The organism is Microvirga sp. GCM10011540, assembly GCF_042650665.1.
In the GTDB taxonomy this organism is placed as follows: domain Bacteria; phylum Pseudomonadota; class Alphaproteobacteria; order Rhizobiales; family Beijerinckiaceae; genus Microvirga; species Microvirga lenta.
The window spans coordinates 74,827-87,812 of record NZ_JBHSBQ010000141.1 but is presented as its reverse complement, the minus strand read 5'-3'; the positions used below and the strand labels follow the sequence as shown (position 1 = coordinate 87,812).

Genomic DNA, 12,986 nt, shown 5'->3' with positions numbered 1-12,986 from the left:
CGAGGCTGCATATACGAGCGCCCGGATCCGGGCGCTGGTATTCCTGATCAGGTGCGCGTTGATCCCTTGAGCCGGTAGCGGTCGAGCGCCACGGCCCCGATGATCACGAGCCCTTTGATGATGAACTGCCAGATGTCGGACACGCCGACGAGGATCAGGCCGTTCGACAGAATGGCGATGATGAGCGCCCCGATGAGGGTGCCCCATATGGAGCCGATGCCGCCGACGAAGCTCGTGCCTCCCAGAATGACCGCCGCGATGGCATCCAGTTCGTAGGATTGCCCGAGCTGCAGCCCGTTGGCGGCATAGAGCCGGGCGGCCGACATCACGCCGCCCAGCCCGGCGGCGAGGCCCGAGAAGCAGTAGACGAACAGCAGGACCGCCCAGACCTTGATGCCCGTTAGCCGCGCCGCATCCGGATTGCCGCCGACGGCGTAGATGTGCACGCCGAGCACCGTGCGTCGGAGGATGAACCAGGAAATCAGCACGACCGCGAATGCGATCCAGACCAGCCACGGTAGCCCGAAGAGGGTGCCGTTGCCGATGAAGGCGAAGGGGAGCTGCGGATTGAACTGGGTGGTGTCGCCGCCCAGAAGGCGCGCGAGGCCGCGCACCGCCGTGAGCGAGCCCAGCGTGACGATGAACGGGGGCAGGCGGCCGAATGCGATGAGGGCGCCATTCACGAAGCCGAGGATGAGGCCGGCCAGGAGGGCGGCTGGAATGCCCATCATGCCCCATTCGGGAATGAGTGAGCCGAGAATGGCGACCATCGCGGCGGCGGCCAGGATCGAACCCACGGACAAGTCGATGCCACCGGTGAGGATGACGAACGTCATTCCGGCGGCAAGGACGATGTTGATCGACGCCTGCTGGGCGACGATGGACAGGTTCTGGAAACTCATGAAGCGGCCGGACATGAGCTCGAAAACGATGGCCAGGATGATGAGCACCGGCAGCATGCCGAGCGCCTGCAGGGTCGAGCGCCATGCCATGCGCCGCTGGTTGCTCTGCGCGAGTGCGTCAGCGCTCACCGCTCCGGTCCCTTGAACTGTCGTGCTGGTCTTGTCCGCGGGGCTCATGCAGCTGCTTTCCTCACACCTGTCGCGATTGCTACGATGTTCTCTTGCGTGATCGGCGGATGATCCGTTCCTCCGACCTCTCCCTCGATCCTGCCTTCGCGCATGACGAGCACGCGGTCGCACACGCCCACGATCTCCGGCAGCTCGCTGGAAATGACGATGACGCCGACACCACGGCGTGCCAGGTCGTCGATGAGACGATAGATCTCGGATTTGGCGCCGATGTCGACGCCGCGGGTCGGCTCGTCCAGGATAAGGACGCGGGGCTGCGTCTCCAGCAGGCGAGAGAGCAGGACCTTCTGCTGATTGCCGCCCGAGAGGCTTCCGACGTTCACGAGATCGTTGCTGACGCGGATCGCCAGCGCCCGAATGGCCTCGATGGCCCGATCCTTGGCGGCCTTCAGGTTCAGGACGCCTCCGGCACGGGCGTCTCTTCCGAGGACGCTCAGATTGACGTTCTCCCTCACCGTCATATCGAGGAAGAGACCGAGGTGCTTTCGGTCCTCCGTCAGGTACACCACGCCTGCATTGATCGCGTCTTCCGGCCTGTTGATCGACAGCGGTTGCCCATTGAGGAAGATTTCCCCGCTGGTCCGGCGGTCTGCCCCGTAGATGAGGCGGGCAAGCTCGGTTCTGCCTGCTCCGACCAGCCCGGCGATTCCGAGGACTTCGCCCTCATGCAGCTCGAACGAGCAGTGATGCACGCGCTTTCCGTCGCCGACGTCGCGAACCGCGAATATCACGGGCCCCCGGCTGCCATGAGCATTGTGCTCCTTCTTGTAGAAGGAGGACAGGTCGCGTCCCACCATCATCTGGACGAGTTTCTCGGCCGAGATCTCCTCCTTCGCGAGAGTGCCGACATAGGAGCCGTCCCTCAGCACGGTGACCCGGTCGGCAAGCTCGTAGATCTCGGCCATGCGATGGCTGATATAGATGATGGCCAGCCCGTCGGCCCGAAGCTGGCGGACAAGACCGAACAACGCCTCGGTTTCTTTGGAGGAGAGGGAAGTCGTGGGCTCGTCCATGACGAGGATGCGCGAATTCGCGATCAGTGCCCTTGCGATCTCCACGAGCTGACGCTCGGCCATGGATAGTTCGCTGACGAGTGTCGTCGGCTTGAAGTCGACATTGAGCCGGTCGAGAACGGCACCGCAGGCCTCCTCCATGGAGCGGCGATCCACCATCGGACCGCTCTTGTGCTCCCTCCCGAGCAGCATGTTCTCGGCCACCGAAAGGTTGGGCGCGAGGGAAAGCTCCTGATAAATGATGGAGATGCCGTGCTGCCGTGCCGTCAGAGGGCCGTCGATAACGACTGGGCGGCCGTTGATGCGGATTTCTCCTCCCGGGTCGGCTTGGTAAGCCCCAGAGAGGATCTTCATCAGGGTCGACTTCCCGGCGCCGTTTTCTCCCATCAAGGCGTGGATTTCGCCGGGATAGACGGTGAGGGACACGTCCGTGAGCGCTTTTACTCCTGGGAAGGTCTTTGTGATGCCGCGCATCTCAAGGATCGGGGAGGGTCCTGTCATGGACGGTTCCCCAATGATATTTCATTTAGATTGGGATCTAACCTTTCATATTCCCAAGCGGACATCATGCCAACAGACCATACTCGGACAACAACTGGGTCGAGTTCCCAAAATGCAGCGATGATGGCAGGTTTCAAGCCCTGACCGTTCTCGGCATGGCTTTGATGCACAACCTTTCCTCCCTGATATCAGCGTGTTGGGCGGTCACGGCTTTTCATGCAGGATAGTGAAAATACTATCGTTACGTTACGGCCTGTCAATTGAAGCAGCGCGGCCGAACTCCGGCTTCAGGGCCGAGTACAATCTGCGGAATGCCTCGATCCTCGGCCGGTATGAATCGACGAGATGCGCCTCGGGCTCGATGGTCTCGATGATTGCCGGTCCGGTGCAGACCTCCTCCGGACGTTCGCCCGTTGCCGCGAGCCGAGCCAGCCGGGCTGCGCCGAATGCAGGCCCCTTGTCGCTTCCCTCGTAGCGGATGAGCGATAGGTCGAGGACATTTGCAAGGATCCTGGTCCAGAAGGAACTGCGTGACCCGCCGCCGATCAGGCCCACATGGGACAGGGTCGTGCCTGCATGTTCGAGGCATTGCTTGGCATCGGCAAAACTGAACGCCACACCCTCGAGAACGGCCTGAACGAGATCGGTTTGTCGTGTCTCCGGAGACAGGCCGAAAAATACGCCTCGGGCGTAAGGATCGTTGTGAGGTGTGCGCTCACCGGTCAGGTAGGGCAGGAAGAGCAGGTCGGCCGGCTTCCGATAGGAAGCCTCCGTTCGCTGCAGGAGGTCCGCGATGTCGCCGCGGAGCAGGCCCGCGGCCCAGGCGAGGCAACTCGCTCCGTTCAGCATGGCGGCCATCTGAAACCAGCGGTCCGGCACGGCGTGACAGAAGGAATGGATCAGCGCTTCGGGCGCAGGGCTGAAGTTCCGGGTGGTGACGAAGAACTGTCCGGACGTGCCGAGGGAGATGAAGGCAGAACCGTCCTCGATCGCGCCCAGTCCGACGGCGCCTGCTGCCGCATCGCCTGCTCCTCCCGCGACGATCACATCGCTCCGCAACCCCCACTGCCGGGCAATCTCGGACCGTACGGTGCCGGAGGGTTGCGATCCTTCGATGAGCGTCGGCATCTGCGTGCGGTCGAGCCCCGTCGCTGCAAGAGCTTCGTCGGACCAGGAGCGTGCCGCCTCGTCCAGCCACCATGTGCCGGCAGCGTCCGACATGTCGGTTTCCCGGATGCCGGTCAGCTTCAGGCGAATATAGTCCTTCGGCAATAGGACCTTACGCACGGCGCGAAACGTCTCGGGCTCGTTGCGCGCAAGCCAGAGCAGTTTCGGAGCCGTGAAGCCCGGCATCGGGATCACGCCCATTACGCGCGACAGGCTCGAGTATCTGCTTCCAAGCTCTTCCGCCTCGCGGAAGGAGCGTCCGTCGTTCCAGAGGATGGCGGGACGGAGGGGTTTATCACTCTCGTCGAGCAGGACGGCACCGTGCATCTGGCCGGAAAGGCCGATGCCGCGAATATCGGCGACGGCCGATGGCGCCTTCGTGCGCAACTGTTCGACGGCCGCGCAGACCGCCTGCCACCACGCTTCGGGATCCTGCTCGGACCACAGGGCCTGCGGACGGGAGACGAGCAGCGGAATATCCGCTTCGGCAAGGACAACCTGCCTCTCGTCCACGAGGATGGCTTTGACCGCTGAGGTTCCGACGTCGATTCCGAGATAACCAGGCACACTCTCGCTCCATGCGGGGCTGTCAGGCCGATGCTCCGCGCAGCTTGGCAATCTAGATCGGCCTCCCGGCTTGGCAATCTCGTCGGAGGATGACGTTACGGCAAGTGCAGGCGTGCTGTGGGCCTGGGGATATCCCGGTTCATGGGCGGGCAAGCGCTATTCGGGCAGGGTTTTGAGCCTTCTGCGGGTTGGAACCTCGGTCAAAGCGGGCTGTTGCTACTGGCAGCGACAGGAGGATGACGATGGTGGATACGCGCCAACGCAAGAGAGGTGTGTTCAACGACGATAACGGCTATGGCGATGTGCCGTCGGGTGCTGTCGGCGTGCGCGGTCTCCGGGGCCGCGAATACACGGGCGGTTACGGTGACGATACCAACGAGTTTACAGGCGGCATGGTCGGTGACGGGCATGGCGGCCCGCCGGACGACGCCGGTTTCGCCCCCCGCTACAGTCACAATTCTGGATATGGCGCCTTCGGAACGACGGATCGGGACAGCGAGAGCCGGTCCGGCGAGGGGCAGCATCGCGGACGCGGCCCCAAAGGGTATCAAAGGTCGGACGAGCGGATCCATGAGGATGTGTGCGAACGCCTGACCGACGATCCTCTCATCGACGCGTCGGAGATCGAGGTTGAGGTGAAGGAGCGGGAAGTGACGCTCTCGGGCTCTGTGGCCTCTCGCGGGCTCAAGCACCGGGTGGAGGATATCGTCGAAACCGTCTCCGGCGTCAGCCACGTGCAGAACAACCTCAGGATCCGCAGCGTGCCGTGAGACTGCCCCGTTCGGGAGATTGCGCGCCCATAGACGTGTCTGTGGGCGCGTTTCTGTTCGGGTCGACTCATGCTGGAGACGGGACGCCTGCAGCAGGCAGGATTCGTCAATCCTTGTCCCGCTCGTGCTTGAGATCGTCGATGCGCTTCGAGGCCTCGGCCTTGTCGAGTTCCGGATCAAAAGCATCCGGGTGGTGCGTCTGTTCGGACAATGTCTTCAGGTAAGAGGCTTGGGCTCCGGTCATGGGTTCATCGCCGCTGACCCATTGATCCGGATCCTTGATCTGGTTGGACTCGGGGGAGGGCGTTGCCTTCGGGTTGGTGGCGCGAGCGTCGTTGTCACGGCGCGTCATGGCATCTACTCCATAATGTTCCTACTTTGTTCTAACGCCGGCAAGCGGAAGGCGTTCCGGTTTCTGGCGCCCGAGCGGTGAGAAGCGTTAGCGGGGCCGCTAGCGGACCCTGATGGAATGCGGGGTTAACCGGAGTTGTTCGTCGGTCGCTCGTGCACGAGCCGGGCGATCCGATCGAGGTGGCGGTCGCGAATTCCGAAGCCTTCCAACCCGTGAATCGTGTCGAAAAGATAGTCGCGGCAGGAGCCCAGGATGCCAGAAGCGTCCCCGATGACGCGCGCCGTATCGGCCTCCGATGTCGGGCGCACGTAGTTCGGGGCTCTGCGATTGATCGTGAAGGCAATGGCATAGGTTCCGGCAGGTACGCCGGAGCCCTGAAGCTCGACCCACCGAGGAACATAGGCGCCTGTCACCATTTCCCGGCGCCAGACCAGCTCCAGTTCCGTCTCCGCCTCGGATGCCGCAATGCGAAAGGCTACGCCCCGGCAAGAGCCGCCCCGGTCGAGGCCGAGCACGAGGCCCGGCCTGTCGGGAGTTCCCCGCCCGATCGGTGTGGAGAGGCAAAACTGCCGGTGCCATCCACGGATCAACACCGTTTGCTTCTCGACATAATGAAAGGCCGGGTTCCAGATCAGAGAACCATAGGCAAACAACCAGACATCCCCGGCCGACGGCCGTGCCGCCAGCGTTCCCTCAAGCGACGCCTGCCTCTCCTGATCTGTCAGGAGAGGCAGGGCGCTACCTGAATTGGCAATCATCTTGTGCACGAAGCCCTCCCGCAATGCCTCGCGGGTGAGGAGGGGTTCCCGTCTCTTCGTGCCTGATGCTTCCATCTGGTTCTCCGGCTCCGACGCGCGGTCTACCCCGTGCTAAAGCTCGGCTTCCGGGCCGCGCCTCGATCGAAGCTTAGCTGGCCGGGCGGAAGGTCTGGCCGTCAAGGGTCTGGCAGGAGTTCTCAACCGACTCGAGAGTGAAGCCTTCACCCGATTCCACCAGGCGGCAGCGCATCGGGAAAGACGCACCGCTCACGTCTCCGGTCGGATTCTGGAACGTCACGACGCCGTTGGCCATGGAGTACTGGCCGCTGACCTGTCCGGAGCCCTGGTTCTGGGTCATCTCGAAGTTGCCGCCGGGGTTGAGCGTGAGCGAGATGGCGCCGCTCGTGTAGGGGCGGCCCTGATAACGCTGCAGAGCCGCGTTTTCACCGCCGACCGCTCCCGTGGTCTCCGAAGGCGTTTCGCTGGGAGCCGTTGCATTGGCCGGAGGCATCGTCATCGTCGCCGGAGGCGCAGCATTCGGCTCGGCTGCCGTGACTTCGGTCGGAGGCGGAGCAGTGGTCGTCGCGGGTGCTGCCGTGGTGGTCGTGTCCGTGGTCGCGACGGGAGCCTCCGCGGTCGTAGGCTCTGCAGGCTGCTGTGCGACTTGATCTTCGCCGCAGGCAGCAAGACCGATGACGAGTAGGGGCGTGGCTGCCAAGAGCTTGAGCTTGGTCATGGTTCACCTCGTTCAGATAGTGATCGTGGGTTCTCCTACGCCAACGCACCAGGCTACGAGGCGTTCAGGTCCAAAATTTCCTCGATCCGTGTGGCGATCAGGGCGTGGACTGGTTTTCCCAAGCACCGCCTGGGTTTCAGCCTTGGCGGAAACGTACGGGTTTTTCGGCAGGAGTCCGGTGGCGGAACCAGACGGCGGTTTGCACCTTTTCAACTGTTTGGTTGTTTGACGCGGAGGCCATCGCCCGCATGATCGCTGTCGGAACACTCATTTTTGTTCTGTTTTTGTCCCTTATCGTGGTCCGCATTGCTGCCGAAGCCCTGATCCTCACGGGTGTCTCGCGAGAGGCCGCGCGCTTTCAGGCCCGCTCCGCCTGGACCGGAACCGGCTTCACCACGTCCGAGGCCGAGCAGGTGGTGAACCATCCCGTGCGGCGGCAGATCGTCAGCTCCCTCATGTTCCTGCGGAGTGCAGGTCTGGTGACGGCGGCTTCGACACTGATGCTGTCCTTCGTCAGCGTCGAAGAAAGTGGCGATGGGTTGGTCCGGCTGCTCTTCTTGATCGTCGGCGTGGCCGCGCTCTGGTTCTTCGCCAAGAGCCGCTGGATCAGCTACTGGATGTCGCGCGTCATTGCCCGGGCTCTCAAGCGGTACACGGATCTCGACACGCGTGACTATGCGGGGCTGCTCCATCTCGCGGGCGAATATGCGATCATGGAGCTGAAGGTTCAGGAGGGGAGCTGGCTTTCGAACCGGGCTCTGCAAGATCTGCGCCTCACCGACGAGGGTGTGCTCGTGCTGGGGGTCACTCATCCTGACGGCAATTATGAGGGCGCTCCGAGAGGGAGCACGGTCGTGCACGTCGGCGACACTCTTGCTCTTTACGGGCGCTCCTCCGAATTGGCCAAGCTCGGCCAAAGAAGGGCTGGCGCGGAGGGCGAGCAGGAACGCAAGGTTGCCGTGGAGGTCGAACGCGGCATCGAGGGTGAGGCGTCGCAGGGCAAGTCTCAGGAAAAGCTTGTCAGCCCTCCCTGAAGCGCCTGCCCGGGATCCGTTTCATTTGCTTTGCCGGGGAAGGGGCGGGATCACTGGATCGCAAGCAGCAGGGCCGTATAGGCGCCAGCGCCCAGCGCGAATGCGGAGAACCGGCTCTCCCGCTCCTCGGGCAACTCCTCCTTGAGCACGTTGAGCACGATCCCGCCAGCCAGAAAGGCAAACAGCGCAGCGATTCCGAGGTCAGGAATCGTCGTCGTCACTCCGGTCAGCCAGCCGACCAGCGGAGCCACTGCCAGGATCCAGCGTCCTTGGCGGTCATAGACCGCGCCGTGACTTTCGCGGAGGCCTTGATCGTTGACCACGAAGTGCAGGCCCAGGGCGATGCCGAAGATCGCAAGCCCCTGCCACGTCGGATCCTCCCGGTGAAGAAGGAGGTATCCGATCAGAACGTTGTAGATCGCGAACGATCCCAGATGGATCCAGAAAGCTCCTCTTGAGGGGCGCCGCTCCCGGCCTGCCGCCATTTCCCTCCTGGCCGAGCCACGAGCCAGGCGTTCAAGGCCGTAGAAAACAGCAAGGCCTATCAAGGCAATCAGATAGATATGGCTCTCGAACCGCGACAACAGGCCGGGATTTTCCTCGGCCCTTCGCTGGAAGGTCTCCTGATGCTCGGCAAGATCGGGCAGGAGGTGCACGAACACATAGGCCACGGAAACCCCTCCGGCTATGGACAGCCAAGCGCTCCGGGGCGTGCGCCGGAGGAAATCCATGTTCTTGCCGAGGATGTGAATCGCGGCAAAACCAAGGGCGATGAAGAGGGATAAAACCGTTTGGGACAGCGTCTATCTCCGTCCGGGCGTGAGGATGGTGTGATCCGGCCAACGCCTCTATCGGGAAGAAATTCTCAGGGCGCCAGAAGGCCCCTCTTCGGGGGGAGAGGCGGAACAGCATGTCCGTCAAGCCGTTCACTGGCTAGGCGATTCAACGGATAGGAGACTCACGATGGACCTGTGGCAGATGGTTCTGGCAGATCATGCGAATATCAGGGAACTCTGCCGTGAGGTCCTGCATGCCACGGGCGGCGGGCCGAACAGCCGTGCTCACCTCTTCGAAGAACTGGACATAGAGATCGAGCGGCACTTCCGGGCAGAGGAAAAGGTTCTTTATCCGGCTCTGGCTCAGGACCAGCGCACGGAGCAATATCTCGACGAGCTCGAACAGGAGCATGACGAGATCCGTCGCCGCCTCGACGAACTTGCCTCCCGCCCCGACAAGGACAGCCGTAGCTGGGGGCTGAGCTTCAATGAACTCACGAGCACGATCAGGCTCCACTTCAGCCTTGAGGAAAACGGCATTTTGACCGTGGCCCGCGGCGTCGTGGACGCCCGCGAGGCGGAGGAGCTTCGGCGCGCTTATGAACGCGAGAAGATTGCCTCCATACAGGCACGTCGCTGGCACCTTCCGGCTGCCATCATGCCGGAGCGTTATGGCATCTCTACAGGCACGGCGCTCGGCGTACTCGCCGGCCTCGGGGCCTTGTGGGGTGTCGCTCTCGCGTGGCGCATGAGCCACCAGGGTCAGAAGCGCGCCAGCGCGATACGTCCTGTCTTTGTGCAGCCGGAACCACCATTCCCCCTCAGAAGCCGGATCGAGAAGCTCGGCGAGCATGGCGCGGCAGGCTCCTTCGCAGGCCGCCAGGCGGCGCAATCCACGACCGGGCCTGGAGGTGCGGCGGCATCGCACCAGATCGCATCCGGTGACAGCGCGGACGGCTCGTCTCCCAACAACTGGTTTTCCTCGGCCAACCCGCCGCGGGCGCCTTCCGGCATCAGTTCGGGCCTGCAGCCGGGTGGCGTCGTTCCCGGCGGCGGACCAGGGGCTTCCGTAGGTTCAGTCGGGACAGGCGGAGCTCAGACCGAGAACCGGGATAGCGGCTCCCTGAAGCGGGACGGTCGTTAGCACGCCGGACGAGCTGCGGTGCCTGATGGGCGGATCCTCCGTCCGGTCGGCGTTTCACGCCCATCAGACCTGCGGGAAGAACCGCTCCGATGCGTGTCACGGTCTTCAGTGCCAAGCCTTACGACCGTCGCTTCCTGGGCAGGGCCGGCGACGGTTCGGGGCATGAATTGTCCTATCTCGAACCCCGCCTCTCCCTGGAGACCAGCGGTCTCGCGGCCGGTGCCGAGGCGGTATGCGCCTTCGTCAACGACGAAGTGAACAGGGACGTGCTCGCGAGCCTCTTGTCCCAGGGCGTCAGGTTGGTGGCGCTGCGTTCCGCCGGATTCAACAATGTGGATCTGGAGGCGGCTCGGGATCAGGGGATCACTGTCGCTCGCGTTCCCGCCTACTCGCCTTACGCGGTCGCCGAACACACCGTCGCGCTCATCCTGACACTGAATCGCAAGACCCATCGGGCCTATAATCGGGTGCGCGAGGGCAATTTCGCCCTCGATGGTCTCCTGGGTTTCGACCTGGCCGGCAAGACCGCCGGCGTCGTGGGGACCGGCAAGATCGGAGAGGTGGTGTCGAAGATCCTCCTGGGGTTCGGCTGTACCGTACTCGCCTACGACCCCCAGCCCAACCCGGTCTGCGAAGGCATGGGCGTCCGTTACGTCCCGATGGAGGAGCTTCTCTTCTCCAGCCATATCGTCTCGCTTCACTGTCCGCTCACGCCGGCGACGCATCATCTGATCGGTGCAGAGGCATTGCGGCACATGAAGCCCGGCATGATGCTCATCAACACGAGCCGTGGCGCCGTCGTCGATACGCGCGCCGTCCTGCGGGGTCTGAAGGAGGGTGTCATCGGGAGCCTGGGGCTCGACGTCTATGAGGAGGAGGGGGACCTCTTCTTCGAAGATCTCTCGCAACGCTTCATCAGCGACGACGTTTTCGCGCGTCTTCTGACGTTCCCCAATGTCCTGATCACGGGGCACCAAGCCTTCTTCACGGAAGAGGCCCTGACCAATATCGCGGAGACCACCATCGCCAACATCACGTCGTTCGAGCGCACGGGCCGTGCGGTGCACGAGGTCTCCGTCGAGAGGATCGCCCGGGAGGGCAAACCATCAACAGGCACGGCCGCATAGCCGTTCGACGGGTCTTGTTCCCGAAGCCGGCTTGGTCTTGAGTCCATGATCTCAGGTGGGCACGACCCCGCTTGTTGATGAAAGCGAGACGGAGACGAGGACCAGCATGAAGCCGATCGTGACATTGACCCTCAATCCGTCGATCGACGGCTCCAGCGAGGCGGAGGTTGTGCGTCCCATTCACAAGGTGCGCACCACGAATGAGCGCTACCACCCGGGTGGAGGGGGAATCAACGTCAGCCGCGTCGTGCAGGAGCTCGGCGGGCTCTCACAGGCATTCTACCTGGCGGGTGGGGCTACGGGCAACGTCTTCGAGAACTTGCTGACGACACGGCGCATCATGGGGCGGCGGATCGCCATCGAGGACCATACCCGGGTGAGTCACACAGTCTTCGAGCGTTCCTCGGGGCTAGAGTACCGCTTCGTTCCCGAGGGGCCGGAGATCCGATCTTCGGAGTGGCAGGAATGTCTCGAGGTGCTTGGCGGGGTGGAATGCGACTATATCGTTGCGAGCGGCAGTCTGCCCCGCGGTGTGCCGACGGACTTTTATGTGCGTGTGGCCACGATGGTCCGCGCGAAGGGCGCCAAGCTCGTGCTCGATACCTCGGGCCCGGCGCTCAAGGAGGCCCTTTCCGCAGGCGGCGTTCATCTTGCAAAGCCCAGCCTCGGCGAGTTCGAGCGGTTGGTCGGGCGCGAACTGAAGGATCCGGCGGCTTTGGAGGATGCAGCCAAGGACTTCGTCCGAGCGGAGCGGGTCGAACTGCTCGCCATCACGATGGGACACGAGGGGGCGCTTCTTGTCCACAAGGACCGGGTCTCGAGATTGCCCGCATTGAATGTCGAGGTGCGGAGCGCGGTCGGCGCCGGCGACAGCTTCGTTGCCGCCATGACGCTAGCACTGGCGCGCCGCTCCGACGCCCAGGAAGCCTTCCGATGGGGCGTTGCTGCAGGAACGGCGGCCGTACTCACTCCCGGGACGGAGCTCTGCAGGCGTGCGGATGTGGAGCGGCTCTACAGCGAGATCGCCGGTGAGACCGTCTGATTTTTGATCCCGTCTCTCGCCTTCCTATATAGCCCCAAGCGAAAGCCAGGAGGGCACTGCTCTCAGGCTGGTCCCAGACCGAGACGGGAGGCGAACCATGCTGGAGATCATTCCTGCTTCAGATCAAGTCGTAGCAATGCGAGCATCCGGGCGGATCGATGAGAGCGATATCGAGAGAAGTATTGCGGCCGTCGAGGCCGCACTCGCTCGCCAGGATCGCATCGCGCTCTATGCGGAGATCGACATTGCCGGAATTACGCCTGGGGCGCTGACGCGGGATATCGGCTACGGCTTGGGTAAACTGCGGGAGCTCCACCGGTTCCCCAGGGCTGCAGTTGTCACGGATCAGGAGTGGGTTCGCTGGATCGCCCGGGTGGAGCAGGCTATCCTGCCCGGCGTCGAGGTCAGGATTTTCCCGCCCGCAGAGAAGGACGCGGCGCTGGCATGGGCGTCAGAACCGATACCTCATTCGGCATCCGAGCCAGAACCAGGCGAGCCGTCGATCCGGCCCATCGGCACGACGAAACCGGGGGTCATTGCTTTCGAAGTGGGCGGCAGGGTAGGGGCCGACGATATGAGGCGCCTGATTACGCTCTTCAACGAGGCCATGGACGGCCACGAACGGTTGAGGGTTCTCGTGCGTGTCCGCAACTTTGACGGCGTTACCCTCGAAGCGCTGCGCCAGGAGGGCCTCATTGAGGCCAAGATGAAAGGCTGGCAGAGGGTGGAGCGTTACGCCGTCGTCGGAGGGCCTGCGTGGATGGAGGGATTGACGCGAGGTGCTGCCCCATTCGTCGGAATACAAACCCGTCACTTCAAGCTGGAAGACGAAGCCCAGGCTTGGGATTGGCTGGGAGCGAAACCTTCCGGGCAGGCCGCCGGCAATGAAAATTCCTGAGCGACCTCGA

General features: G+C 63.2%; 13 protein-coding genes. 6 read left to right on the top strand and 7 right to left on the bottom strand.

Annotated features, from left to right (window positions below; genetic code table 11):
* Nucleotides 1-47: 47 nt before the first annotated feature.
* The 3 genes from ACFOYU_RS23465 to xylB all read right to left on the bottom strand — a co-directional run bounded on the left by ACFOYU_RS23465 (nucleotide 48) and on the right by xylB (nucleotide 4,339).
* Nucleotides 48-1,079 (bottom strand): ribose ABC transporter permease, encoded by a 1,032-nt coding sequence (locus ACFOYU_RS23465; protein WP_377035434.1) that lies wholly within the window; start codon nucleotides 1,077-1,079, stop codon nucleotides 48-50.
* Entirely contained in the window at nucleotides 1,076-2,605 is a 1,530-nt protein-coding gene (locus ACFOYU_RS23460; RefSeq protein ID WP_226740606.1) for a sugar ABC transporter ATP-binding protein, read from the bottom strand. The genes ACFOYU_RS23465 and ACFOYU_RS23460 overlap by 4 nt, the downstream gene beginning before the upstream one ends.
* 246 nt (nucleotides 2,606-2,851) lie before the next feature.
* The gene (xylB, locus tag ACFOYU_RS23455) at nucleotides 2,852-4,339 is read right to left on the bottom strand and encodes a xylulokinase (protein ID WP_377035433.1); all 1,488 of its coding nucleotides are present in this window, start codon (nucleotides 4,337-4,339) and stop codon (nucleotides 2,852-2,854) included.
* Between the two features lie 242 nt (nucleotides 4,340-4,581).
* Between xylB and ACFOYU_RS23450 the strand changes: the two genes are divergently transcribed.
* The gene (locus tag ACFOYU_RS23450) at nucleotides 4,582-5,109 is read left to right on the top strand and encodes a BON domain-containing protein (RefSeq protein ID WP_377035432.1); all 528 of its coding nucleotides are present in this window, start codon (nucleotides 4,582-4,584) and stop codon (nucleotides 5,107-5,109) included.
* Between the two features lie 106 nt (nucleotides 5,110-5,215).
* Here ACFOYU_RS23450 and ACFOYU_RS23445 read toward each other — a convergent pair whose 3' ends face one another.
* The 3 genes from ACFOYU_RS23445 to ACFOYU_RS23435 form a co-directional block, all read right to left on the bottom strand.
* On the bottom strand, nucleotides 5,216-5,461 hold the full coding sequence (locus ACFOYU_RS23445; RefSeq protein WP_226740612.1) for a DUF3072 domain-containing protein: 246 nt from the start codon (nucleotides 5,459-5,461) through the stop codon (nucleotides 5,216-5,218).
* A gap of 125 nt (nucleotides 5,462-5,586) precedes the next feature.
* Nucleotides 5,587-6,294: a gamma-glutamylcyclotransferase gene (locus ACFOYU_RS23440; RefSeq protein WP_377035431.1), complete on the bottom strand. Its 708-nt coding sequence runs from the start codon at nucleotides 6,292-6,294 to the stop codon at nucleotides 5,587-5,589.
* Between the two features lie 73 nt (nucleotides 6,295-6,367).
* The gene (locus ACFOYU_RS23435) at nucleotides 6,368-6,955 is read right to left on the bottom strand and encodes a hypothetical protein (RefSeq protein ID WP_226740616.1); all 588 of its coding nucleotides are present in this window, start codon (nucleotides 6,953-6,955) and stop codon (nucleotides 6,368-6,370) included.
* Between the two features lie 248 nt (nucleotides 6,956-7,203).
* Here ACFOYU_RS23435 and ACFOYU_RS23430 point away from each other — a divergent pair, with 248 nt between their 5' ends.
* A complete protein-coding gene (locus tag ACFOYU_RS23430) occupies nucleotides 7,204-7,989 on the top strand; it encodes a TrkA C-terminal domain-containing protein (protein WP_377035430.1) in 786 nt (261 codons plus the stop codon).
* Between the two features lie 50 nt (nucleotides 7,990-8,039).
* On the opposite strand, the gene ACFOYU_RS23425 is transcribed toward ACFOYU_RS23430, so the two are convergent.
* Nucleotides 8,040-8,660 (bottom strand): hypothetical protein, encoded by a 621-nt coding sequence (locus ACFOYU_RS23425; protein ID WP_377035429.1) that lies wholly within the window; start codon nucleotides 8,658-8,660, stop codon nucleotides 8,040-8,042.
* A gap of 292 nt (nucleotides 8,661-8,952) precedes the next feature.
* Here ACFOYU_RS23425 and ACFOYU_RS23420 point away from each other — a divergent pair, with 292 nt between their 5' ends.
* From ACFOYU_RS23420 to ACFOYU_RS23405, 4 genes are all read left to right on the top strand, one after another.
* On the top strand, nucleotides 8,953-9,909 hold the full coding sequence (locus ACFOYU_RS23420) for a hemerythrin domain-containing protein (RefSeq protein WP_377035428.1): 957 nt from the start codon (nucleotides 8,953-8,955) through the stop codon (nucleotides 9,907-9,909).
* 89 nt (nucleotides 9,910-9,998) lie between these two features.
* Entirely contained in the window at nucleotides 9,999-11,036 is a 1,038-nt protein-coding gene (locus ACFOYU_RS23415; protein WP_377035427.1) for a 2-hydroxyacid dehydrogenase, read from the top strand.
* Between the two features lie 106 nt (nucleotides 11,037-11,142).
* Nucleotides 11,143-12,078, top strand: a complete 936-nt coding sequence (locus tag ACFOYU_RS23410) for a 1-phosphofructokinase family hexose kinase (RefSeq protein WP_377035426.1) — start codon at nucleotides 11,143-11,145, stop codon at nucleotides 12,076-12,078.
* Nucleotides 12,079-12,175: 97 nt separating this feature from the next.
* Entirely contained in the window at nucleotides 12,176-12,976 is an 801-nt protein-coding gene (locus tag ACFOYU_RS23405) for an STAS/SEC14 domain-containing protein (RefSeq protein ID WP_377035425.1), read from the top strand.
* Nucleotides 12,977-12,986: the final 10 nt, after the last annotated feature.

What these genes read in the sequence shown, in the direction of transcription:
- ACFOYU_RS23465 (WP_377035434.1), bottom strand. Translation starts at nt 1,079, where the DNA reads ATGAGCCCCGCGGACAAGACCAGCACGACAGTTCAAGGGACCGGAGCG.
- ACFOYU_RS23405 (WP_377035425.1), top strand. Translation starts at nt 12,176, where the DNA reads ATGCTGGAGATCATTCCTGCTTCAGATCAAGTCGTAGCAATGCGAGCA.
- ACFOYU_RS23430 (WP_377035430.1), top strand. Translation starts at nt 7,204, where the DNA reads ATGATCGCTGTCGGAACACTCATTTTTGTTCTGTTTTTGTCCCTTATC.
- ACFOYU_RS23435 (WP_226740616.1), bottom strand. Translation starts at nt 6,955, where the DNA reads ATGACCAAGCTCAAGCTCTTGGCAGCCACGCCCCTACTCGTCATCGGT.
- ACFOYU_RS23440 (WP_377035431.1), bottom strand. Translation starts at nt 6,294, where the DNA reads ATGGAAGCATCAGGCACGAAGAGACGGGAACCCCTCCTCACCCGCGAG.
- ACFOYU_RS23460 (WP_226740606.1), bottom strand. Translation starts at nt 2,605, where the DNA reads ATGACAGGACCCTCCCCGATCCTTGAGATGCGCGGCATCACAAAGACC.
- ACFOYU_RS23415 (WP_377035427.1), top strand. Translation starts at nt 9,999, where the DNA reads ATGCGTGTCACGGTCTTCAGTGCCAAGCCTTACGACCGTCGCTTCCTG.
- ACFOYU_RS23410 (WP_377035426.1), top strand. Translation starts at nt 11,143, where the DNA reads ATGAAGCCGATCGTGACATTGACCCTCAATCCGTCGATCGACGGCTCC.
- ACFOYU_RS23450 (WP_377035432.1), top strand. Translation starts at nt 4,582, where the DNA reads ATGGTGGATACGCGCCAACGCAAGAGAGGTGTGTTCAACGACGATAAC.
- ACFOYU_RS23445 (WP_226740612.1), bottom strand. Translation starts at nt 5,461, where the DNA reads ATGACGCGCCGTGACAACGACGCTCGCGCCACCAACCCGAAGGCAACG.
- ACFOYU_RS23420 (WP_377035428.1), top strand. Translation starts at nt 8,953, where the DNA reads ATGGACCTGTGGCAGATGGTTCTGGCAGATCATGCGAATATCAGGGAA.